Source organism: Variovorax sp. PCZ-1, from assembly GCF_018413605.1.
Classification (GTDB): domain Bacteria; phylum Pseudomonadota; class Gammaproteobacteria; order Burkholderiales; family Burkholderiaceae_C; genus JANMDU01.
In genome coordinates this window covers 592,148-613,068 of record NZ_JAHCDN010000002.1, presented here as the reverse complement: position 1 = coordinate 613,068, position 20,921 = coordinate 592,148, and the positions used below count along the sequence as shown (strand labels likewise).

General features: G+C 54.5%; 21 protein-coding genes and 1 tRNA gene. 11 read left to right on the top strand and 11 right to left on the bottom strand.

The features are described from left to right. The first annotated feature begins 32 nt into the window (after nucleotides 1–32). A tRNA-Thr gene (locus tag KIH26_RS13060) sits at nucleotides 33–108 on the top strand. 66 nt (nucleotides 109–174) lie between these two features. Here the strand turns inward: KIH26_RS13060 and KIH26_RS13055 are convergent. The 5 genes from KIH26_RS13055 to KIH26_RS13035 form a co-directional block, all read right to left on the bottom strand. Then, the gene (locus KIH26_RS13055) at nucleotides 175–1,827 is read right to left on the bottom strand and encodes a methyltransferase regulatory domain-containing protein (RefSeq protein ID WP_213445856.1); all 1,653 of its coding nucleotides are present in this window, start codon (nucleotides 1,825–1,827) and stop codon (nucleotides 175–177) included. Between the two features lie 12 nt (nucleotides 1,828–1,839). Continuing rightward, a complete protein-coding gene (locus KIH26_RS13050) occupies nucleotides 1,840–2,622 on the bottom strand; it encodes a SapC family protein (RefSeq protein WP_213445855.1) in 783 nt (260 codons plus the stop codon). A gap of 131 nt (nucleotides 2,623–2,753) precedes the next feature. Next, nucleotides 2,754–3,491, bottom strand: coding sequence for an acetoacetyl-CoA reductase (phbB, locus tag KIH26_RS13045; RefSeq protein ID WP_213445853.1), 738 nt, complete (start codon nucleotides 3,489–3,491; stop codon nucleotides 2,754–2,756). Between the two features lie 113 nt (nucleotides 3,492–3,604). Next, a complete protein-coding gene (locus tag KIH26_RS13040; RefSeq protein ID WP_213445851.1) occupies nucleotides 3,605–4,783 on the bottom strand; it encodes an acetyl-CoA C-acetyltransferase in 1,179 nt (392 codons plus the stop codon). 165 nt (nucleotides 4,784–4,948) lie between these two features. Further along, complete coding sequence (locus KIH26_RS13035) at nucleotides 4,949–6,541, bottom strand: PHA/PHB synthase family protein (RefSeq protein ID WP_213445849.1); 1,593 nt, start codon at nucleotides 6,539–6,541, stop codon at nucleotides 4,949–4,951. A 164-nt stretch (nucleotides 6,542–6,705) separates the two neighbouring features. On the opposite strand from KIH26_RS13035, the gene KIH26_RS13030 reads away from it, so the two are divergent. Then, the gene (locus KIH26_RS13030; RefSeq protein ID WP_213445847.1) at nucleotides 6,706–6,999 is read left to right on the top strand and encodes a hypothetical protein; all 294 of its coding nucleotides are present in this window, start codon (nucleotides 6,706–6,708) and stop codon (nucleotides 6,997–6,999) included. Here KIH26_RS13030 and pgeF read toward each other — a convergent pair. Beyond that, nucleotides 6,931–7,725, bottom strand: a complete 795-nt coding sequence (gene pgeF / locus KIH26_RS13025; RefSeq protein WP_213445845.1) for a peptidoglycan editing factor PgeF — start codon at nucleotides 7,723–7,725, stop codon at nucleotides 6,931–6,933. The two genes, KIH26_RS13030 and pgeF, sit on opposite strands and share 69 nt — an antisense overlap. A gap of 67 nt (nucleotides 7,726–7,792) precedes the next feature. On the opposite strand from pgeF, the gene KIH26_RS13020 reads away from it, so the two are divergent. Continuing rightward, nucleotides 7,793–9,205, top strand: a complete 1,413-nt coding sequence (locus KIH26_RS13020; RefSeq protein ID WP_213445844.1) for an NAD(P)-binding protein — start codon at nucleotides 7,793–7,795, stop codon at nucleotides 9,203–9,205. 4 nt (nucleotides 9,206–9,209) lie between these two features. Here the strand turns inward: KIH26_RS13020 and maiA are convergent, their stop codons facing one another. Continuing rightward, the gene (gene maiA, locus KIH26_RS13015; RefSeq protein ID WP_213445842.1) at nucleotides 9,210–9,851 is read right to left on the bottom strand and encodes a maleylacetoacetate isomerase; all 642 of its coding nucleotides are present in this window, start codon (nucleotides 9,849–9,851) and stop codon (nucleotides 9,210–9,212) included. A 76-nt stretch (nucleotides 9,852–9,927) separates the two neighbouring features. On the opposite strand from maiA, the gene KIH26_RS13010 reads away from it, so the two are divergent. Genes KIH26_RS13010 through KIH26_RS12990 form a run of 5 tightly spaced genes read left to right on the top strand, consistent with a single transcriptional unit; the run spans nucleotide 9,928 to nucleotide 14,562 of the window. Beyond that, nucleotides 9,928–11,403 (top strand): Rieske 2Fe-2S domain-containing protein, encoded by a 1,476-nt coding sequence (locus tag KIH26_RS13010; protein WP_213445840.1) that lies wholly within the window; start codon nucleotides 9,928–9,930, stop codon nucleotides 11,401–11,403. Beyond that, a complete protein-coding gene (locus KIH26_RS13005) occupies nucleotides 11,400–12,803 on the top strand; it encodes a glutamine synthetase family protein (protein WP_213445838.1) in 1,404 nt (467 codons plus the stop codon). The genes KIH26_RS13010 and KIH26_RS13005 overlap by 4 nt, the downstream gene beginning before the upstream one ends. Before the next feature lie 7 nt (nucleotides 12,804–12,810). Continuing rightward, nucleotides 12,811–13,425 (top strand): nicotinamide riboside transporter PnuC, encoded by a 615-nt coding sequence (pnuC, locus tag KIH26_RS13000; protein WP_213445836.1) that lies wholly within the window; start codon nucleotides 12,811–12,813, stop codon nucleotides 13,423–13,425. Nucleotides 13,426–13,435: 10 nt separating this feature from the next. Further along, nucleotides 13,436–14,110 (top strand): AAA family ATPase, encoded by a 675-nt coding sequence (locus tag KIH26_RS12995; RefSeq protein ID WP_213445834.1) that lies wholly within the window; start codon nucleotides 13,436–13,438, stop codon nucleotides 14,108–14,110. A 53-nt stretch (nucleotides 14,111–14,163) separates the two neighbouring features. Beyond that, nucleotides 14,164–14,562, top strand: a complete 399-nt coding sequence (locus KIH26_RS12990; protein WP_213445832.1) for a hypothetical protein — start codon at nucleotides 14,164–14,166, stop codon at nucleotides 14,560–14,562. A 4-nt stretch (nucleotides 14,563–14,566) separates the two neighbouring features. On the opposite strand, the gene hslO is transcribed toward KIH26_RS12990, so the two are convergent. From hslO to KIH26_RS12970, 4 genes are read right to left on the bottom strand one after another with little or no spacing between them, the layout of a single operon-like run. After that, on the bottom strand, nucleotides 14,567–15,529 hold the full coding sequence (gene hslO / locus KIH26_RS12985) for an Hsp33 family molecular chaperone HslO (RefSeq protein WP_213445831.1): 963 nt from the start codon (nucleotides 15,527–15,529) through the stop codon (nucleotides 14,567–14,569). A gap of 32 nt (nucleotides 15,530–15,561) precedes the next feature. Beyond that, nucleotides 15,562–16,086 carry a gamma carbonic anhydrase family protein gene (locus KIH26_RS12980; RefSeq protein ID WP_213445830.1) on the bottom strand — a complete coding sequence of 175 codons (525 nt, stop codon included), beginning with the start codon at nucleotides 16,084–16,086 and terminating at the stop codon, nucleotides 15,562–15,564. Nucleotides 16,087–16,105: 19 nt separating this feature from the next. Further along, entirely contained in the window at nucleotides 16,106–16,501 is a 396-nt protein-coding gene (locus KIH26_RS12975; protein ID WP_349627877.1) for a type II toxin-antitoxin system death-on-curing family toxin, read from the bottom strand. A gap of 9 nt (nucleotides 16,502–16,510) precedes the next feature. Continuing rightward, on the bottom strand, nucleotides 16,511–16,735 hold the full coding sequence (locus tag KIH26_RS12970; RefSeq protein WP_213445829.1) for an AbrB/MazE/SpoVT family DNA-binding domain-containing protein: 225 nt from the start codon (nucleotides 16,733–16,735) through the stop codon (nucleotides 16,511–16,513). Nucleotides 16,736–16,932: 197 nt separating this feature from the next. Here KIH26_RS12970 and KIH26_RS12965 point away from each other — a divergent pair, with 197 nt between their 5' ends. From KIH26_RS12965 to KIH26_RS12955, 3 genes are read left to right on the top strand one after another with little or no spacing between them, the layout of a single operon-like run. Then, entirely contained in the window at nucleotides 16,933–17,739 is an 807-nt protein-coding gene (locus KIH26_RS12965) for a carotenoid biosynthesis protein (protein WP_213445828.1), read from the top strand. Next, nucleotides 17,736–19,106: an oxygenase MpaB family protein gene (locus tag KIH26_RS12960; RefSeq protein ID WP_213445827.1), complete on the top strand. Its 1,371-nt coding sequence runs from the start codon at nucleotides 17,736–17,738 to the stop codon at nucleotides 19,104–19,106. The genes KIH26_RS12965 and KIH26_RS12960 overlap by 4 nt, the downstream gene beginning before the upstream one ends. After that, entirely contained in the window at nucleotides 19,103–20,896 is a 1,794-nt protein-coding gene (locus KIH26_RS12955; RefSeq protein ID WP_213445826.1) for a sensor domain-containing diguanylate cyclase, read from the top strand. The genes KIH26_RS12960 and KIH26_RS12955 overlap by 4 nt, the downstream gene beginning before the upstream one ends. Nucleotides 20,897–20,921: the final 25 nt, after the last annotated feature.

Genomic DNA, 20,921 nt, shown 5'->3' with positions numbered 1-20,921 from the left:
GTCAGAAAACGACACGTTTTTTTGATTGAAAAGCCGGTGTAGCTCAGTCGGTAGAGCAGCTCATTCGTAATGAGAAGGTCGGGTGTTCGATTCATCTCTCCGGCACCAAAAATGAAAGCCTGATTGACAACCTCAGTGGTTAGCAATCAGGCTTTTTCTTTTGTTGCGCTCAAATCAAGCAACAAGCACCATCATTTGCTGCAAATCATGCAGTGCTTGGGCGCAGAATTGGCGAGAGAGTTGCGCCAATTCTGGCTCTGCTGTGATGCGCTCTTGCCCGCGATTGGCGGTTAAACGGCCATCTTTGAGCTGGGCGAGTAGCTCAGCTTGCAAAGCGGCCTGATCGCGTGTGCCATCCAGCAATGCCAGCACGCTGCGATGCGCAGGCGAAATGCTGACGGGTTGATGCAGCAAATTGGTGGCCCAGTTCTGTCCCAACTCCGCTTGTGCGAGCGCAAGCCTATAGGCCTTGGGCTGCGCACTGATGGCAGGCGTCACGGTCTCTTCCAGAGAGAGTTTGATGACGTTTTGCACCAACAAATTCATCAGCTCCATGCCTATTGCATCGTTGATGGCCTCATCTGAGTTGGCCGCCAAGCCAGCAACTGTGGCCTTGAGCTTTTGGACCATCTTGCCAAAGGCCATCGAGCCTGGTTTGGCTTCCACCAAGACTTTGATCAGCGCAAGCGATAAAGCGCTGTTAACGCCCAAGCTGCGGCCAAAATTGTCTTTGTATTGCGCCAAGGGCAATTGCCCTGCCATTGGCTTGAATTCAGGATCTGGAAACAGTGTGGTGCTGACTGCAAATGCGCGCATCGATTGCGGACTCAAACCACGATTGATCTTGGCTGTTTGCGCTTCATGCACGAGCAGCGTTTGGCGGAACGTACGGTTGGTGAAGAAATCCATGTATTGCTCGGTGGCCAAGATGTTGCCGCCAGAGAGCATGCCCAGCGTGTCATGCACCTCCTTGCCTAAGCGCTGCGGTGCCATATCCGAGAGCCCCGCTTCGCCGAGATACGCCAGCTTGCGTGCGCCTGCAAGACTGATGAAATCACGGAAATACATGGGGTTATTTTCAATCTCCAAATACTCGTGATAGAGGTAATAGTCTTCCGCACGTCCTACTTGTGCGGCCTCATCACGCAGCAACTTCCCATAGGTGGACTGCTCTGCACTCAGGTTTTTGGTGTACTCCAAGATCGCTTTGGCTTGTTGAAGTTTTTCAGCGGGCGTGGCGCGGCCATTGGCATGAAACATCATCATCTCGCGGATCACTTCTCGCGTCTTCCAACCGGGATACACGTTGTAGCTCACATACGCCACGCCAGTTGGCGAAAGATGATCCCGGATCACATCAAGAATCGCATGGCGCACAGGCTCGGGCACCCAACTGAACACACCATGGCAAATGATGTAATCAAACTGCCCTTTGATTTCCGCTTGCGCCTTCACGATATCCAGCGCTTTCAACTCGCAATTGTTGATGCCCGCCTTTTTGATCACTTCTTGACCATGCTCAATTTCCACTTTGGAAATATCCAGACCCACGGCCTTCACACCGGGATACTTCGCTGCCAAAGGAATCAAATTGCCGCCGGCAGAGCAACCTAGCTCCAGCACACGCGCATTGCGAAAATCAGGGGGAGTAAGACCAAACAGCGTAGCCATCACTGCCAGTTGCTCAGGCGCACTTTGCGCAAATGGCTTGGATTGGTAGGGCACACTGTCGTAGGCATCGGCAATCGCTTGATTGTCGGCATTCGCGCCGATCTGCGTGCCAGTTTGCACGGCTACGCTGGTAGCTACAGGAGGAAGGGCAGACATCTGGCGCTCCGATCAAACGGGGGTGGATAGCTGTGTGGGTAATGGCGCGTCGGGTATGGCCGCTGCAGCCGTCGTGCGCTTGGAATCCGCCAGCTTATCGACCAAACGGTTCAAATTCGACAGTGAGACCAGGTGCGCATAAATCCAAGACAACTCTCCCGAGCGGAACACCTCCAATGCTTGTGCATCGGTCAGCTGTAGCAGCTTTCGCTCATCCACCACCATCAGGCCATTGACAGTAAAGCTGGTGCCATCAAACAGATCTGCCTTGGCATTCATCTCCATCAGCAAGCCCATCTCCTTGAGGCGCTGGCAAAAGCGATCTGTGCGCATATGCTCCACTTGGTAGCGATTCAGAAAATCCAATGCGTTTTGAAGAAAAGGGGTGTTGTTGCCCTTGCTGTCAAACAGCGCTTCACCATCTTTTTCATTCAGACCGCTGTAACCTTCATCGATGCACACCCCCATTTGTTGGCCCTCCAGCTCTGCCAGCACGAATGGGTAGCGACGCACGAAAGCGGGCACATAGCCCGCTTTCCATTGGCCATCCATGTCCACAAAGAGATTCTCCGCTTCGCGCAAACCGAGCATAGCCACGGGCACGATCTTGCCTTTGCCCACTTGAGTAAAAACAATCGGATATTCTTTGCAAGCCTCAACAAACTCCACGCCCGCCATATAAAGAGAATTGGCTTTGCTTGCAAACGCAAAGCTACCACTGGAAGCAATTTTCTTAGCCTTGTGAGACTCCCGATTCAGCAAAACAGGCTTCTCATAAAACATCACTGCAGCCATGCACTTCTCCTCTTTCTTAAGTAAACCACCCTAGATTCAACAAGGTCTCGTTAAATTAGTAGAGCTTGACTTTACTTCAAAAAAAAACGGCCCGAAGGCCGCCTTTGAGCTTGCGATTGCAATTGATGCAATCAACCCATATGCAAACCACCGTTGCAAGAAAAATCTGCACCCGTGGTAAAGCCTGATTCATCGCCAGCGAGCCAGCCCACAATACCGCCAATTTCTTCTGGCGTACCAAGGCGTTTCACGGGAATCGTCGCCACGATTTTTTCCAGCACATCGGCTCGGATGGCTTTGACCATATCGGTACCAATGTAGCCTGGGCTCACGGTGTTCACCGTCACGCCCTTGGCTGCCATCTCTTGCGCCAGCGCCATGGTGAAGCCATGCATACCCGCTTTGGCAGCCGAGTAATTCGTTTGGCCAGCTTGGCCTTTTTCGCCATTGACCGAGCTGATCTGAATGATGCGACCCCAGCCTTTTTCCACCATATCGGGCACGACTTGCTTGGTCACGTTGAACATGGAGTTGAGATTGGTATCGATCACAGCATCCCAATCATCGCGCGTCATTTTGAGGAACATGCGATCGCGCGTGATACCGGCGTTATTCACCAACACATCAATCGGGCCATGCTCGGCCTTGGCCTTGGTGAAAGCAGCAACGGTGGACTCCCAATCGGCCACATTGCCCACGGAGGTGTAGAAGGTATAGCCAAGAGCAGCCTGCTCCGCAATCCATTTGTTGAAGTCGCGCGTGGGGCCGCAACCCGCGATGACTTTGAAGCCACGCTTGTGCAGAGCTTGGCAAATCGAGGTGCCGATGCCACCCATACCACCCGTGACGTAGGCTACTTTTTGACTCATGATGTTTCCTCTTTGAAATCAGACACTATAAATTTAATAGCACTCTGCGCAGACTTGTAGCCGGCAAAGTGCCAATAATGCTTAAAAACCTTGATGTCCACTCTAATGGAAGATCAACGCTCAACGCACAGGGAAACCCCCATGCCGCCGCCAATGCACAGCGCGGCCAGGCCTTTCTTGGCATTGCTGCGCTGCATTTCGTGCAAGAGCGTGACCAAGATGCGGCAGCCAGATGCGCCAATAGGGTGACCAATCGCAATGGCGCCGCCATTGACGTTGACTTTGGCGGGATCGATATCAAGCGCTTTATTCACAGCGCAGGCTTGTGCGGCGAAGGCTTCGTTGAGTTCGAATAGATCCACGTCTTGCGCTTTCCAGCCTGCGCGCTGCAAAGCTTTCTGCGATGCAGGCACAGGGCCCATGCCCATCGTGGCAGGGTCCAGGCCGCTGGTGCCGAAGCTCACAATGCGTGCGAGTGGCGTGAGGCCAAGCGCTGCTGCTTTGGCAGCACTCATCACCACGACAGCTGCAGCGCCATCATTCAAACCCGATGCATTTCCTGCTGTGACGGAGCCTGCTTTGTCAAACGCGGGGCGCAGGCCAGCGAGCGCTTCTAAATTGGTTTTCTTGTTGATGAATTCGTCCGAATTGAAAACGATTGCGTCGCCCTTCTTCTGCGGAATCACCACATCGACGATTTCGGCAGCAAACTTGCCAGCTGCTTGCGCTGCAGCGGCCTTGGTTTGTGAGCCGAGAGCGAGCGCGTCTTGCATGTCACGCGTGATGCCGTGGGCTTTTGCTACGTTCTCTGCCGTGATGCCCATGTGGTATTGGTTGTACACATCCCAGAGGCCATCGACGATCATGGAATCAATCATCTTCCAATCACCCATGCGCTGACCATCGCGCGAGCCCATCACGACGTGAGGCGAAGCGCTCATGTTTTCTTGACCACCCGCCACGACGATTTCGCTATCGCCCCAAGCCACAGCTTGTGCGGCAAGCATCACGGCTTTGAGGCCTGAGCCGCAAACGGCGTTGATCGTGAGCGCTGGCGTTTCTTTCGCTACGCCAGCCTTCATCATGGCTTGGCGTGCAGGATTCTGCCCGCTGCCTGCGGTGAGCACTTGGCCCATGATGATTTCGCCAATTTGCTCAGGCGTTAATTTCGCACGTGCAATGGCTTCTTTGATAGCGATGGCGCCCAGCTCTGGAGCGCTGACCTTAGCGAGCGAGCCGCCGAATTTGCCGACAGCGGTGCGTGCGGCGGAGACGATGACGATGTCTTGCATGTTTGTTTCCTTTGAATATAGATTTCGGTTAACTAAGCGTTAGAACGCAACAGGCGCAAAAGTTACGCAGAATGCGCAAAAGAAGAAACCGAGTTCTTCACATTTCTTTTCTGCGCCTTTTGCGTATTTTTTGCGTCTTTTGCGTTCATCTTTTTTCCTCGCCAATCAAGCCTTGGCCTTAACGTACCTACCCGGCGCAGGCTCGATGGCCTTGGCTGAATATGTTTTAGGTGCAGCAATAAGCTTGCCAGATTGAGGTTTCAGCCATGTGAACCAATCGGTCCACCAGCTGCCGGGGTGTTCTTTCGCTGACTTGAGCCATTCGGCTTGTGTAGCAGGGAAATGATTTTCTTTGCCGATCCAGTGTGATCTTTTCTTCGCAGCAGGCGCGTTGATCACGCCAGCAATGTGGCCGCTTGCGCCCATCACGAAGCGCTTTTTGCCAGTTAGGATTTGCGTGCTGGCATACGCGCCGCCGCCGTTCACGCCAATCGGCACGATATGGTCTTCTCGCGAGCCGTAGATGTATGCGGGAATATCGATCTTGCTCAAATCCAGCTTTTGCCCGCAGACCGTGAGCTTGCCAGGTTTGCGCAGATTGTTTTCAAGATACGTATTTCGCAGATACCAAGCGTAAAACGGGCCTGGCAAATTCGTCGCATCGGAATTCCAATACAGAAGATCAAAAGGCGGTGGTGTTTCGCCTTTCAGATAATTGCCCACCACGTAATTCCACACGAGATCATTGGGCCGAAGGAAGCTGAAGGTCGAAGCCAGCTCTTGGCCTTTGAGCAAGCCGCCCGCTGCATACTGCTGCTCGCGCATTTTCACGCTGGCTTCGTCGATGAAGATATCAAGGATGCCAGTGTCGGAGAAATCCAAGAAAGTGGTGAGGAAGGTAGCGCTCGCCACTGGCTTTTGTTTACGAGCCGCGAGCACCGCGAGCGCCGTGCCCAAAATCGTGCCGCCAACGCAAAAGCCCAAGGCGTTGATTTGCTTTTGCTTCGTGAGTGCTGCCACTTTCTCAATCGCGCAAATCGCGGCATGCTCGATGTAATCATCCCACGTCTTGTCCTGCAAACTCTCATCCGGATTGCGCCAACTGATCACAAAGGTGCGGTGCCCCTCCTGCACGAGATGACGCACCATGGAATTCGCAGGCTGCAAATCCAAAATATAAAACTTGTTGATGCAAGGCGGGATCACGAGAAAAGGTTTCTCATGCACTTGGCTTGTGAGCGGCTTGTATTCAATGAGTTGAAACAGCTCATTCTCAAAAACGACAGCGCCCTCCGTCGTGCCCACATTGCGGCCGACTTCGAATTGGCTCTCATCCGTCATCGACATATGGCCTTGTCGCATGTCGGAGAGCATGTTTTGCATGCCCTGCGCAATACTCTGGCCTTGCGTCTCTTGCGCTTTTTTCAAAGCATCAGGATTGAGCGCGAGAAAATTCGATGGCGAGGCGGCAGCGATTTGCTGCTCGGTGGCAAAGCGCAGGCGGGCTTTGGTTTTTTCATCGGCTTGCACGCAATCCACCATTTGCATCATCGTGCGGGCATTGAGCAAATACATCGCGGTGGTGAAGCTGGCAATCGGATTAGCACCCCAAGCTTCGCTGGAGAAACGTCTGTCACTGACTGGCTGCGCTTGCATGCCCCCTGCCCACAACGCTTGCACTTCCTTCAAATAGCCTTGCTGCAGCTGCTGTAAAGCGAGCGCATCCAACTGAAAAGGCGCAAATGCCTCAAAATTCATACTCGTCTCCAGATTGCTTTAATTATTCGGGAAAACCCGAGTATCTCAAAATTTTTGCTGCAGTGCAACATTTTTTGATTTATCGGCCTGACATTTATGCACTCTAACCGCAGAACGGCGCATATTCAAGCCTGCAACTTCGTCAATCTCAAGAAACCTAATATATGTATTTAGTCGCCATCGCTTGGATGTATGTCGTCGTCATGATGAGTGTGGCCGAAGCCACCGCGCCCAATGGCACGGTGCTCGGCTCAATAGTCACTTTCTTTCTCTACGGCGTATTGCCCTGCGTGATCTTGATGTACCTCATGGGCACGCCGATGCGCAGGCGCGCGATTCGGGCGAAGGAGAAAGCAGAGCTTGAGCAACTGCGCGCCCAAGTAGCCGCTTCAGGTCAACCAGACGCTGGCAGCGAAGCGCCCGCTGACGCGGTCTCGGCGGTGCGAAAAGAAGTTTGACGAATTGCTGACGGTGCACCAGGTGAGGCTACCGTCGTTGCCATAGATTTGTGTGATACCCATACGGGTCAATCGCTGACGAGCCAGCGCTGGCAAGTCTGCCAGATACTTTTCTCCATGCGATTTGAAAGAGGTCTGAGCTTGTGCATCAGCTGCAACAAAAGCTTCACGCACCTCCGCGCCCACTTCAAATGCTGTAGGTCCAATGCATGGGCCTAACCACACCAGCCAATCGTTTGCTACAAATTTAGTAGCACTTTGCGCAGTATCCTTGCCGGCTAGAGCCTCAAAATGCTTAAAAACTTGCTCCAAAACACCCTGCCCGCCTTCGCCACACAAACCGCGCCAGCCCGCATGTGCCGCGCCCACCACCGTGCCCTCACGATTACGAAACAGCACTGGCAAACAATCTGCCACCATGATCGTGCAGGCCACGTTTTTCTCAGTCGTGAAGCAAGCATCCGCGACCGTACCATCGGGCGTATGAGCATCCAGCCTCACCACATCAAAGCCATGCACCTGCTTCAAATACACTGGCTTGGCCTGCAGCGTGTTCGCATAAATCTCTCGGTTGAGAGCCACAGCGCTGGCCTCATCTCCCACATGATCACCTAGGTTCAAAGAATCATAGGGAGGCAGCGAAACACCGCCCGTGCGCAAGCTACAAGCGCTGCGCACATGGGCGGGCACAGGCCAGTTGGGTTGAAGAGTGGATGTAGTCGTCATCGTTACAACGCATTGTAGGCAGCTGAATGGAGTCTGCTAGCATGAATCATCAACACAAGGAAACGCCATGGCCAGCTTCGAAACAGATTACCTCATCATCGGCGCAGGCGCCACCGGCCTCTCGTTTGCAGACACGCTGCTCAAAGAGAGCGACGCGCACATCACCATTGTGGACAAACATGCCCAGCCCGGCGGCCATTGGAACGATGCTTATCCCTTCGTGGCATTGCATCAGCCTTCGGCGTTTTACGGCGTGAATTCACTGGAACTGGGTTCGCGGCGCAAAGACACCGTCGGGCATAACGCTGGCTTGTATGAGCTGGCCAGTGGCGCGGAAGTCACTGGCTATTTTCATAAAGTGATGCACCAAAGCTTGCTGCCCAGTGGCCGCGTGCGCTATTTGCCGATGAGCAATTATTCGGGCATCCAAGAGGCGCAAGCCAGCGTGCAATCCATCCTCTCAGGGCAGGAATCGCAAATCACCGTGCGTAAAAAACTGGTCGATGCCACGTATTTCACACCTCAAGTACCCGCCACCACACCGCCGAAATTCAAAGTAGCCGATGGCGTGCGCCTCGTCACACCCACGCAGCTCACGCAAATTTGGCAGAGCGTTGATCGCCCGAAGAACTTTTGCATCTTGGGCGCAGGCAAAACAGCGATGGACGCCGCTGTCTGGTTGCTCACCTGTGGCGCATCTCCTGAGAGTATTCATTGGGTGATGCCGCGTGATTCATGGCTCATCAATCGCATCACCACGCAGCCCGGTATTGAGTTTTTTGAGCACTCGATTGGCGGTGTGGCCAAGCAAATGAAAGCGATTGCGGAGGCCACGAGCATTGACGATCTCTTTGAGCGCCTAGAAGCTTCTGGCCAAATGCTGCGCATCGATCCAACGCACACGCCGCGCATGTTTCACTACGCCACCATGTCGGAAGGCGAAGTGCAGCTCTTGCGGCAAATCAAGCAATTCATCCGCAAAGGCCGCGTGCAAGTAATAGAGCGCGATGCCCTCGTGCTAGCCGAAGGCCGCGAATCCATGCCCGCGAATACGCTCTACATCAACTGCACTGCCTCCGGCGTGGAGCCGCGTCCGAGCGAACCGATGTTTCAGCCCGGCCGCATCGTGCCCCAGCTCCTGCGCGCCCCTCTGGTCACTTTCAGCGCCGCAGTCTGCGCCTATGTGGAAGTGCACTATGACGATGACGCCCTCAAAAACAAGATCTGCGCCGTCGTCCCCTTCCCGCGCGATCTCTCAGGCTACGTGACGGCCAGCATTGCCAACATGGTCAACCAAGTCAGCTGGAGTCAAAACAAAAAGCTTCGCCAGTGGATGACCGACAGCCGCTTGGACGGCTTCAGCAAGATGACCGCCAGCATCGAAGAAGACGAACACGACAAAATCGCCATCCTCATGGATCTGCGCGCGAATGGTATGGCGGCGATGGACAACGTGAAGAAATTGATGGCCTCGGCTTGAGTTCTCAAGCCTCAAAATCCGGACAATTGTCCGGCGAGGCTTTTTGGAAAGCTGGCAGCTTCATGCAATTGTCAAAAGCGGCCATCGTGCGCGGCAGGCCATTTAAGGGCGTATTGAATCGCTGTGCATTGAAGATTTGAGGCACGAGGCAGCAATCTGCGAGTGTGGGTGTATCGCCATAGCAATACTGGCTCGCCGGCAGTTGGCTCAATTGCTTTTCAAAAGACTCCAGCCCCACTCTGCACCAATGTACATACCAAGCGTTTTTCGCTTCGTCGCTCTGCCCCATGTCTTTCACTAAATATTTCAGCACGCGCAAATTGTTCAGGGGATGAATCTCGCAGGCGATGCTTTGCGCCAGCGCTCGCACACGGGCGCGGCCCAGTGCATCTGCGGGCAAGAGCGCAGGGCTGGGGCGCAACTCGTCCAGATATTCCATCATCGCTAGGGATTGATCGAGCCGCGTGCCATCATCCAATTCCAACAAAGGTACAAAACCCGCAGCAGCAATCGCTGCGAATTCTGGCTGCTTATGAGCACCTTTGGCCAGATGCACACTGATGTAGTCATAAGGCAAGCCTTTGAGCTCAAGCGCGATGCGCACACGAAAGGAAGCGGAGGAGCGGAAGTAGTTGTAGAGTTTCATGATGCGTTGGAATTAAAGCCTACCTCAAGGATAACGCGAACAAGCATTCATCTGCACACTTGCTAATATTGCAACCATGAATCACGAACAGAATCTTCGCCTCACCCAAGTTGGCCCCGGCACGCCAGGCGGACAGCTACAGCGGCGCTTTTGGCAGCCTATTGCTTTGGTGGAAGAGTTTGATCCAATGCTTGCACCGGATATGGGCAGCAGAGAGCATCCGCGTTTGATCAAGGCAGTGCGTGCACTCGGGAAGGATTTCGTCTTGGTGAAAAACCATGATGGCACTTGGGCACTCATGGATCGGGATTGCCCGCATCGTGGAGCGAATTTAGCTTTTGCCCGCTACGAAAGCATTTACTCTCAAAATAATAGCACTCTGCGCAGTATCTATGCCGGCAAAGTGCCAGTTTTGCTTGAAAAATCAGAAGAGAGATCAGTACACACTGCGATTCGCTGCCCCTTCCACGGCTGGGCGTTTCAGACCAGCGGGAAACTAGCTGGCCAGTGTATCGACACGCCCGCCGAGCCTGAGGGCTCAACGATGTGCCAACACATCAAGCAGCGCAATTACCCTGTGCAGGAGAAGGCTGGTGTGGTGTGGGCGTGGTTCGGAGATGCAGAACCTGAACCCATGCCGGATCTCGATTGCTTTGCAGCGCCTGCCTCCCACAGCTTCGCTTTCAAAGGCCTCTGGCATGCGAATTGGCTGCAGTGCTTCGAGGTGGGCATGGATCCAGCGCACCCGTCTTTCCTACATCGCTTCTTGCAAGATGCTGATTTGCAAGAGACGGGCAGCAATGCAGGCGGTAAGCAGTTTCGAAGCGCTGCTGCGGGCGATGTGGCGGGCGAGCGCTGGCCGATGACGCGGGTGATGCGCGAGCTGCATCGGCCGAAGCTCGCTGCGCAAGCTGTGCAAAGCGACACGCTTCAAGGCATTCGCATCACCGCACTGCGCGCATTGAGCGAGCAGACGACGCATGTGCGCATGACGCAAGCGATCTTTCCGCATATCTTCGTGATCCCGCTCTCCGAGACACTCACGATCACGCAATGGCATTTGCCCGTGGACGATGGACACACCTATTGGTTTAGCGTGTTCACCAGCTTTGATGCTCCGATTGATCAAGCCGCCATGCGCGCGCAGCGCCTGCCCTACACCACCCTGCCGCACTACATCCCCAAAGCCGGGGCACACAACGCTTGGGGCTTCTCGCCCGAGGAGCAGGCTACGCGCACCTTCCTCGGCATGGGCGAGGAAGATATCAATGTGCATGATCAGTGGGCTGTGGAGAGCATGGGCGGTTTGCAGGATCGCACGCGCGAGCATCTGGCCACAAGCGACAAAATCATCGTGCTCTATCGTCGCTGGCTGCAGCGCGCGCAGGATGCAGCAGCAGCCGGGCAAGCGCCACCGCCTCTGCCCGCTGCACTCTCTTTGAAAGAGCCACCCAGCACAGTTGATGGTTTTGCGCCTACTGCTTCTTGGGAAGACTGGTGGAAAGAACGCGTTGCAGAAAAGCGCAGAAAGGCCAGTTGGATCAAGCAATGAACGCCGACCAAATCCAGCGCCTCGTTTCTGAATCAGGCATCGAACAAGTGCGTATCGCATGGTGCGACACGCATGGCGAGTTGCGAGCCAAAAGCATCTTGCCGCGAGCTTTACCCAGCGCTTTGAAAGACGGCATAGGCATGGTCGGCACACAAGCGCTCAAAGACACGAGTGATCGCACCGCCTTCAAAGTGTTTGAGCCCGATGGCTTGGCGCATCTGCCCATGTTGGCTGAATTCGCGCAAGCAAGTAACTTCATGGTGAAGCCCATCCCTGAGAGCTTTCGCCAGTTGCCATGGGCTGAGAAAACTGGTTGGCTGCAAGCCCAGATGATCGGCAGCGATGGACATCCCCTCACAGTAGATTCGCGCAGTATCTTGCAAAAGGCCTTGTCACTGCTTGAGGAAAAAAGCTACGGCATGCGATGCGGCCTAGAGATCGAATTTCACATCTACAAAATTGAAAACGCTCGCCCGCAGACCGATCCCGAGCTCGCAGCTTGGCCGGGCTTGCCACCAGCGGTCAGCATGATTCACCCCGGCTATCGCTTGCTTTCCGAGCGTTGGCTAGACCGCGCCGACGAGCCCTTGCAGATCGTGCGCAAGACTTGCGCTGCCCTCGGCTTACCGCTCACCTCGCTCGAAGTGGAATTCGGTCCATCCCAAGTGGAAGCCGTATTCGAAGTGCAAGACGCGCTCGCCGCAGCAGACAGCATGGTGCTCTTTCGTAGTGCCGCCACTCAAGCTTTGCAGCGCGCCGGCTACCACGCCAGCTTCATGTGCCGCCCGCCTTTCCCGGGCATCATGAGCAGCGGCTGGCATTTGCATCAATCTCTCGTTGATTTGGAAACTGGCCGTAATACGTTCACTGCGTCTGGCGAAACACTCTCTGAAGTAGGCCAACACTGGCTCGCTGGCCTGCTCGCGCACGCACAAGGCATCTGCGCCCTCGCCAACCCCACGCTGGATGCCTACGAACGCTTCCGCCCCAACGCCCTCGCCCCCACACGAGCCAATTGGGGCATCGACAGCCGAAGCGCCATGCTTCGCGTGATCAACGCAGATTCACATTCTGCAAGCTCGGCCACCCGCATTGAAAACCGCATCGGCTCACCGCTTGCCAACCCCTACCTCTACCTCGCTTCCCAAATCCACGCTGGGCTCGATGGCGTTGCACGCAAATTGCAACCACCTCGCGCCGAGGATGACCAAGCTACCGCCTTGCCAGCCAGCTTGAAAGACGCACTCACTGCACTACAAACCGATACCGCCCTGAGCGAAGGCTTCGGCGAACAAGTCCTCACTTGGTATGCGCAAATCAAGCGCCAAGAAATCGCGCGCCACGATGCAGCGCAAGACAAACTCGATTGGATCCGGCGAGAGTATTTTTCTCGGTTCTAATCTGGGCATGGTTGATTTTTTAAACGCAGCAGCATTCTCTATCTATGGCCTACCCGCTAGTTGGGCTGAGCTGATCGGTGCTGTGCTCGGGGTAGCCATGGTGATTTGCAACATCCGCCAAATCCATTGGGCTTGGCCGCTCGCATTCTTAAGCTCTGTTTTGTATGTCTTCGTTTTTGGCGATGCCAAGCTCTATGCAGAAGCCGCGTTGCAAATCTTCTTCGCCATCACCGCGCTCTGGGGCTGGTGGCAATGGCTGCGCGGGGTGAGCGACACCGGGCTGGCCTTGAGGCCTCAATCATTGCCCCATTCAATAACTATTAAATTAATAGCATTTTGCGCAGTATTCATGCCGGCTATCGCCCTATTTTTATCAAAATTCACGAATTCCGATGTGCCTTGGTGGGATGCCGTGCCCACCGTGCTCAGCTTGGTGGCCACCTATCTCCTCGGCAAAAAATACACCGCCAACTGGCCGCTGTGGATCGTCGTCAATCTCATCAGCATCGGCCTCTTCGCCTACAAAGGCCTGTGGCTCACCGTAGGCCTCTATGCCCTCTTCGCCCTCATGGCCGCAGTGGGCTGGCGCGCATGGCTGCAGGTCATGAAAGCCTCTGCATAAAGATCGCGTCATGATAATTGCATTGTTGGGCGCAGAAAGCACAGGCAAGAGCCAACTCGCTAGCGAGCTCGCCGCGCACCTGAGCATTAGCGGGCAACGCGCCATCGCCGTGGGCGAATACCTGCGCGAATGGTGCGAGCGCGAAGGCCGCACACCGCTACCGCACGAACAAGCCCACATTGCCCACACCCAGCAATCGCGCATCGAGGTCGCCGCCGCACAAGCTGATTGGGTCATCGCCGACACCACCCCCCTCATGACCGCCGTCTACAGCGAATTCATCTTCGCAGACACCTCACTGCACGAAGCCGCCCTCACCTACCAACGCAGCTTCGAACTCACACTTCTCACCGGCCTGGACATGCCCTGGGAAGCAGACGGCATCCAACGCGATGGCCCCCACGTGCGCGGCCCCGTCGATGCTTTGATTCGCAGCATGCTGCAAAGCGCAGGCATCGCCTATGAAGTGGTCTATGGCAGTGGCAGCCAACGCACAACCAACGCTTTAAACGCCATCTCACGTCTTGGCAAGCTGCCAAACACTATAAATTCAATAGCACTTTGCGCAGATTCTATGCCGGCAAACAGCCAAAAAAACTCCAAAAAATGGCAATGGAACTGCGAGAAATGCTCCGATCCAGATTGCGAGCATCGGTTGTTTAGTTCATTGAAGCTGATGCATTAGATATTGCACCAATAATTACTATGGTAAATCCTAGGCAAGATCTGATTTCTTTCATGACGGGCATTTGCGCTTTGGTTATCACCTTGGCTGCTACTTACTTTGAGTCGATACGTGGTTCATGGTCAGCATGGCTGGTCAATACGCTGGATAAACTTGGATTGGTACGTAAGCCATCACAGTTGCGAATAACGGAGGTGTATCCAATAAATTTTTGGTCGATGAATGACGAGATTGCAATCCAGCGTTCATTGATTTTCGGACTTATGCTCGCTTGCTTTGCTATGGTAGTTTCAGTGCATTCAAAGTACAAAGCATCTACCTCCTTGTACAGCGGCTCAGGCTTTATTTGTGGCAGTTTGGCTTTTGCTACTTACAAGCCTATGCTAGGGATTGCTTGTATGGTCATAGGGTGTGTCATTTTGATTTTTATACAGCACAAAGCACGCCAGTGATCTCTCACTGCACACTAGATGTACCCGGAGGATGATCCTGCGGCTGCGTAAAAATCTGCGCCGCATCCACCGCATCAAAGCGGTATTGCGCACCACAGAAATCGCAGCCGACCTCGATGTTTTCGCGTTCAGTCAAGATGCTTTCCACTTCAGCCACACCAAGGCCGCGCAGCATGTTCGAGACTTTTTCTCGGGAGCATGAGCAAGCGAACTTCGGAGCAAGTGGCTCGAAACGCAAAAGCTTTTCTTCCCAGAAGAGACGATGCAAGATGGTGTCTGCATCCAAGCCCAGTAGCTCTTCGCGCTTCAAGCTTTGCGCGAAGATGGCGATGCGGTTGAAGGCTTCGTCCAGGCCAATATCGTCTTCGTTGGATTTACCCAGGTTACCAGCGCCCTCCAAAGGCATGCGCTGAATCAGCAATCCAGCGGCGATTTTGTCGTCTGCAGCGAGAATGAGGCGGGTGTCGAGCTGCTCGGATTGCAGCATGTAGTGCTCCAACACTTCGCTCAGTTTTTCCAGCTTCTCGCGTTTGTCGCCATACAGGGGGACCACGCCTTGATAGGGCTGCTGGCCAGGTTGCTTGTCTTTCGGATCAAGCGTGATCGCGCAGCGGCCTTGGCCGAGCACATTCGTCATCTCTGACAAGCTTGCGCCCTCGCCCACCTCACCTTGCACGCTCGCCGTAGCGCGCAAAGTCAAATCACTCTGCACTTCTGCCACGGCCACCTTCACCGGGCCATCGCCCATGATTTGCAGCACGAGTGCGCCATTGAACTTGATATTGCTTTGCATCAACGCGCCAGCAGCTAGCATCTCGCCCAGCAGCTCGCGCACGGGCGTAGCGTATGCACCCGTTTGCGTGTTGGCCGCGCGGCGCTTTAAAACTTCTTGCCAAGAATCGGTCAAGCGCACCAAGGCGCCACGCACGGGCAGACCATCGAAAATAAATTTGTGGAGTTCAGACATAACTTCTACAGCTGGGGCTTAGCACAGCTTCTTCAAGCCAATTTTTTGAGTCCTTTGGCAAAGCGCTGAGCATTCATCACGTAATGTTTGGCGCTCAAAGCCAGCTTGGCTACCGTGGCTTCATCCAACTGCCGCACCACTTTCGCAGGCGAGCCCATGATCATCGAATAATCTGGAAACTCTTTGCCTTCCGTCACCAGCGAGCCTGCGCCCACGATGCAGCCTTTGCCGATTTTTGCTTTATTCAACACCACGGCTTGAATACCAATCAGCGAGCCATCGCCAATGGTGCAGCCATGCAACATCACCTGATGGCCAACCGTCACGTCATCTCCAATCTCCAGCGGCACGCCTTCATCCGCATGCAACACACTGCCATCTTGCACATTGGTGTTTTTGCCGATTTTGATATGCGCCGTATCGCCGCGAATCACTGCGCCAAACCACACATTGGCGTTATCGGCCAGCTCCACCGCTCCAAGAACATCTGCGGAATCTGCGATCCACACATCTTTGCCGAGTTTGGGCGCTGTGCCATCGAGTTCGTAAATTGCCATATTTGTTGTCTTTCAAAAATCAGTGCTCATCCTTGGGCGCAATGTTGGCCTCAATCCAAGCGGCGAAAGCGTCTTCGCTGATCTGCTTAGAGGCGACATCACGCATGATGAGTGCATATTGCACATTATCCGCCGTGAAGCGAAAACTATTGAGTACGAGGAACAATTCCGCTGCCACACAAGCTGTGCGTATGTTGCCTTCTAAAAACGGATGATTGCGCGCAATGCCATATGCATATGAAGCGGCCAGCTTGGCCACGCTCGGCTCACCAGAAGCTGCCATGTTGAGCGGCTCAGCCATAGCTGAGTCAAGCAAGCTCATATCTCGCACACCGCTGATGCCACCATGCTCTGCCAATTGCGCATCATGCAGCGCGAGCATCACCTCTAGACCCAAACCAATCCAGTCAGTCACGTCGTCGCCTTATTCGGCCAACTCGCGCAGCACATTGCGGCGCTTGCGCATGATCTCTTGCGCCGTCTTCATCTGAATGGAAAAGCTAGGATCGGTATTCACAAGACGATACCCATCCGGCGCTTCCGTCATAAAAATCTGGTCGCCCTTCTCTAGCTTGAGCCGCGCCAAGATTTCTTTGGGCAGGATCACCCCCAGCGAGTTACCGATTTGGGTGATTTTTAGGGTTTGCATGCCCATACTCCAGTCATAGTTATAACTTTAATTATAACTTCGGGAAAGAGTCATTTTTGCTTCGCTGCAAACCCGGTGACTTCGCTTGGTGTAGTCATATTTCCCTCATAGAATTCGATATTTCGTTCGTTTGGTTACATTGCCACTTTTTTGGCAATTGCCTTGTGACGAAAATCACAAAGAGACAGTAAAACATCATGAAGTCGTTGGGTCCTTGGGTTACTTATTCCATGCTAGGTCTGCCTCTGACGCTGCTGTTGGGGTTCACTGCTCTGAATTATTCAAGCTTGAGTTTGGCTTTGGTGGGCGCCTCCATTGCGCAGTTCCTGATCGCTTGGTGGGCTTGCTCGCAGTTGTTCGGTTTGCGAAGCACGCGTATTTTTGCAGCGGTCGGTTTGCTTGTGGGATGGTTTGCCGAGCAGATGGGCTCCTCACGAGGCTGGTTTTTTGGCCGCTACGTCTATACCGATGTGCTCGGCCCCCGCTTGGGCGATGTGCCGCTGGTCATTCCCTTGATGTGGTTTGCGCTTTGCTTTGTAGGTTTAACGCTGGCCAAGCTTATGCTTTGGAGAGATCCTATGGCCACCTTCAACACTTGGCCTGGGCGCCTGATCGCTGCCCTGCTTGCCGCCATGCTGGTCACGGCTTTTGATTTGGGCGCCGATCCCTATTTCGTCTTCGTGCTCAAAGCTTGGATCATGCAGAAAACGGATGGCGGTTGGTTTGGTGAAACGCTCCAAGGCTTTGCGGGCTGGATGCTGATTGCGTTTGTGATCGTGCTGCTCGTGCAATGGCTGATGCGCAGCGAGACTGCACCTGCACCATCTCGTCGTATCCAGATCGCATCTTTCGTCCCCATTGCAATTTATGCAGGGAGCATGCTCTTCCAAATGATGCTGGGGCACCCGATCGAGACGCGCGCCATCGCTTTCTTTGCGATGGGTATTCCTGTTCTTACTGCAGCTTATGCATGGTGGCAATGGCGTGATGGAGCATCACGATGACGCGTGCTAAGCCATCAGCGCCAGACAGCGGCGCATTTGTCGCAGATCCTTTGGCAGATGACACCATCGCAGCCATCATCGGCCCGTGGCCGGCAGGCGCAGAATGCTTGGATGCAGAGGCACTGGCTCGCATTGGCCTGGTCAATCGCCTGATGATGACCTGGGGCAAGAATGCCAGCTTGACGAATTGGAAGCCACCTGCTGACACCGATCCGCATATCGCGCAAACACTACAAGCCTATCTGCGCATGGGCAGCAAACTGCCTGATTGGGCTGACCGCGCCAAAATCGAACGCGCCGAGGCGATCTTCATGGAAGAAGGCCCTTTGTCTTGCACGCTGCTGTTTTGTGCGAGCTTGCCGGAATGTTATGTGCTGCCCAATTTGGCCGATGTCTTGCATATCGCCGGCCAGCTCGAAGCACACACCGAGCATCGCATCCGCCACACTGCCGCGATGATTTTTCCGGTGATGATGCGCGGCGGCTTGATGGGACATGATGGCAATGGCTTGGCGCAAATCCTCAAGGTACGATTGATTCACGCCACGATTCGGCATCTGATCTTGCGCGGCAATCCGCAGACTGTGAGTCATGCAGCACCCGCTGCCAACATCAACACACCCGTGCGCAGCATGCACGATGCCTTGATGCGCCACGGCTGGAATAGCAAGCGCCAGGGCCTGCCCTGCAACCAGACCGAGCTGGCCTACACCTTGCTCACGTTCAGTTATGTGTTTCTCCAGGGTATGCGCACGATAGGGCAAGCGCTCAAGCGAGAAGATGAGCAGGCTTACTTGCATACCTGGAATGTGATGGGGCATGTGCTGGGAATCCAATCTGAGCGCATGGCGCATGACATGGATGCCGCCGCTAGCTCGTTCGCGCAGATGCAAGCCTATGCACGAATGAAGCCACCTCATCCCGATGTGCGCCCAGCGCTGGGGCAGGCTTTGATGCAAGCCATGGCCAAAAGCATCGTCATCCCTGTCATTCGCCATTTGCCAGTGCCCATGACGCAATGGCTGGTCGGCATGCAAACAGCAGCTGAGATCGGCTTGGCCGAGCAAGCTTCGTGGTTGACCCGCACTGTGTTTGTCGCCTTGCGTGTCTTAGTGACTTGTATCGATGCGTTCGGGCGGCTGTTCTCAGCCAAGTTCTCCCTCAGTCGAATGATCACGCGTATCATGGGATACCATCTCTTGACGACGCTGCTTATGAGTCAAACACGCCCCTTGGCCTTGCCCAGCGAGGTGCTTGAGCACTTACATGCCAGTGTTGCTCTGTGGAGGCACGACCCCAAGGCACACGCATGGCTTCAATCCCTGGAACTTCGCTGGACGCACGGTATGGCCCGGAACAAAACATGAATCGTTTTCAACACACCACATCGACCCATTTCGCTGGCTTGCTGCGCGCTCTTTTAAGCGTCCTAGCATGCATGATGTGCTTGGGTGTCGTCCAGCTAAGCCATGCGCAAGCGAAATCCACATCGCTGGACTCGCGCGAAGTGACACGGCAAGCACAGATCTGGATCGATGACAGCGGGCGCGCTACTGTTGAGCAGGTTGCTGCCAACCCTGAGCTCATGAAGCCCATTGGCCAGAGCCACAGCTTTGCTTTAACGGCTGAATCAGCGCTTTGGATGCGCATTGATCTGGCTGCAGCAGATACCAAAAAGCGTTGGTATCTGCAGCTGAGTTCTGCAGCATTTTTTAACCGCGCAAGCCTTTATCAACGCACGGCGTCTGGCCAGTGGAAAGAGCAGCTCGCGGGCGATTACATCCCTGTAGCCAACTGGGATTCTCCCGAGCAGACACCCGTATTCTTGGTTGATCTTCAAACGGATGCCACCGTATGGCTTCGCTTACAAAACCAGCCTGCTGCCATCGCACCCCGACTTCTGTTGCTCACGCAGGATGGCTTGGATACGCAGCGCCGCTGGAGCTTTCTCTTGTTGGGTGGCTATCTCGGTTTTGGCCTTTTGGTTTTGTTTTTGGGTTTGGTGCATGCTGGCTTGTATCGAGACCGCGCTTTTGTGGCCTACAGCGCTTACGTCGCGTTCATGCTCTTGTTCCAGATGGCTTTCACTGGCATCGGCGGCTTGTATTTTTGGCCCCACAATGCGGCCTGGAACAACGCTGCACCAGCGATTTTCATGCTGCTGCTGACTTCCATCGGTATCTGGTTCGTTCGCGAAGCTTGTGTATTGGCGCGATATAGCAAGTGGGTCGACAGAGCTGTCTTGGCCTGGGTAGGTTTTGGTTTGCTGTTCACGGTGATTTACACGGCTTCCACCAACCCAAGCACCTTGCTGATCCTGAATTTGTTTGGCTTGCTTTCCGTGATACTGAGCATCACGCTGTGCCTGTGGACTTGGCGGCGCGGTGAGCGCTATGGTGGTTGGCTTTTCTTGGGCTTTTTGCCTGTGCACCTCGGTTATCCCTTCCCAGCCTTGAGAAGTGCCGGCATGATTGCAGATAACTGGTTGAGCCAATACGCAGTATTGATTGGCTCAGCCATTGAGATTCCCCTGCTGCTCTACATATTGCACATGCGTGCCAAAGAATTCAACGAAAACCGCGCCCGCATGCGTGCCATCGATCAAACCGATCCCTTGACCGGCTTAGCCATGCCGCCCGTGCTCGCTCTTCGAATGATGGATGCGCTGCGACGCAGCCGCCGCCCCGGCCAAACACGCACACTGCTGTTGATTGAACTGTCCAACCACGCCGAGATAGTCAGTAGAGAGGGACGCACCATGGGTGATCGCGCGCTCGTGGTGGCCGCTTCACGCATTGTCGGTGCACTCAGTGATATGGATACCGTTTGCCGCGTTGATAACACGCAATTCGCGGCCTTGATCGAAAGCCCGATGAACCTATCGAACGCTACCGATCTTGCACAAAAAATCATTGCACGAGGCTTAACCGAGCCTGCCGACAGCCGCAGCAACAAACCTCTTCGCTTGAAGGTCGTCGCTTCGCTGCTGCAATTCAACGACTCCATCCCAGAGTTAAGTGACAGTTTGGATGTGAACGATGTGCTGGCGCCTTTGGTCAAGGCAATGAATGGCTTGGCGCGCGATCCCAAGAAAGCGATTGTGCATTTGTCCGATCCACGGTCCAGCGCAAGCGTTCCGGGTAGCCGCCCTGATTGATAGTTCGCTGGTTTCGCATCAGTAC

Excerpts from the sequence above, each read along its gene's own strand:
- KIH26_RS13055 (WP_213445856.1), bottom strand. The coding sequence starts at position 1,827 with ATGTCTGCCCTTCCTCCTGTAGCTACCAGCGTAGCCGTGCAAACTGGC.
- KIH26_RS13050 (WP_213445855.1), bottom strand. The coding sequence starts at position 2,622 with ATGGCTGCAGTGATGTTTTATGAGAAGCCTGTTTTGCTGAATCGGGAG.
- phbB (WP_213445853.1), bottom strand. The coding sequence starts at position 3,491 with ATGAGTCAAAAAGTAGCCTACGTCACGGGTGGTATGGGTGGCATCGGC.
- KIH26_RS13040 (WP_213445851.1), bottom strand. The coding sequence starts at position 4,783 with ATGCAAGACATCGTCATCGTCTCCGCCGCACGCACCGCTGTCGGCAAA.
- KIH26_RS13035 (WP_213445849.1), bottom strand. The coding sequence starts at position 6,541 with ATGAATTTTGAGGCATTTGCGCCTTTTCAGTTGGATGCGCTCGCTTTA.
- KIH26_RS13030 (WP_213445847.1), top strand. The coding sequence starts at position 6,706 with ATGTATTTAGTCGCCATCGCTTGGATGTATGTCGTCGTCATGATGAGT.
- pgeF (WP_213445845.1), bottom strand. The coding sequence starts at position 7,725 with ATGACGACTACATCCACTCTTCAACCCAACTGGCCTGTGCCCGCCCAT.
- KIH26_RS13020 (WP_213445844.1), top strand. The coding sequence starts at position 7,793 with ATGGCCAGCTTCGAAACAGATTACCTCATCATCGGCGCAGGCGCCACC.
- maiA (WP_213445842.1), bottom strand. The coding sequence starts at position 9,851 with ATGAAACTCTACAACTACTTCCGCTCCTCCGCTTCCTTTCGTGTGCGC.
- KIH26_RS13010 (WP_213445840.1), top strand. The coding sequence starts at position 9,928 with ATGAATCACGAACAGAATCTTCGCCTCACCCAAGTTGGCCCCGGCACG.
- KIH26_RS13005 (WP_213445838.1), top strand. The coding sequence starts at position 11,400 with ATGAACGCCGACCAAATCCAGCGCCTCGTTTCTGAATCAGGCATCGAA.
- pnuC (WP_213445836.1), top strand. The coding sequence starts at position 12,811 with ATGGTTGATTTTTTAAACGCAGCAGCATTCTCTATCTATGGCCTACCC.
- KIH26_RS12995 (WP_213445834.1), top strand. The coding sequence starts at position 13,436 with ATGATAATTGCATTGTTGGGCGCAGAAAGCACAGGCAAGAGCCAACTC.
- KIH26_RS12990 (WP_213445832.1), top strand. The coding sequence starts at position 14,164 with ATGACGGGCATTTGCGCTTTGGTTATCACCTTGGCTGCTACTTACTTT.
- hslO (WP_213445831.1), bottom strand. The coding sequence starts at position 15,529 with ATGTCTGAACTCCACAAATTTATTTTCGATGGTCTGCCCGTGCGTGGC.
- KIH26_RS12980 (WP_213445830.1), bottom strand. The coding sequence starts at position 16,086 with ATGGCAATTTACGAACTCGATGGCACAGCGCCCAAACTCGGCAAAGAT.
- KIH26_RS12970 (WP_213445829.1), bottom strand. The coding sequence starts at position 16,735 with ATGCAAACCCTAAAAATCACCCAAATCGGTAACTCGCTGGGGGTGATC.
- KIH26_RS12965 (WP_213445828.1), top strand. The coding sequence starts at position 16,933 with ATGAAGTCGTTGGGTCCTTGGGTTACTTATTCCATGCTAGGTCTGCCT.
- KIH26_RS12960 (WP_213445827.1), top strand. The coding sequence starts at position 17,736 with ATGACGCGTGCTAAGCCATCAGCGCCAGACAGCGGCGCATTTGTCGCA.
- KIH26_RS12955 (WP_213445826.1), top strand. The coding sequence starts at position 19,103 with ATGAATCGTTTTCAACACACCACATCGACCCATTTCGCTGGCTTGCTG.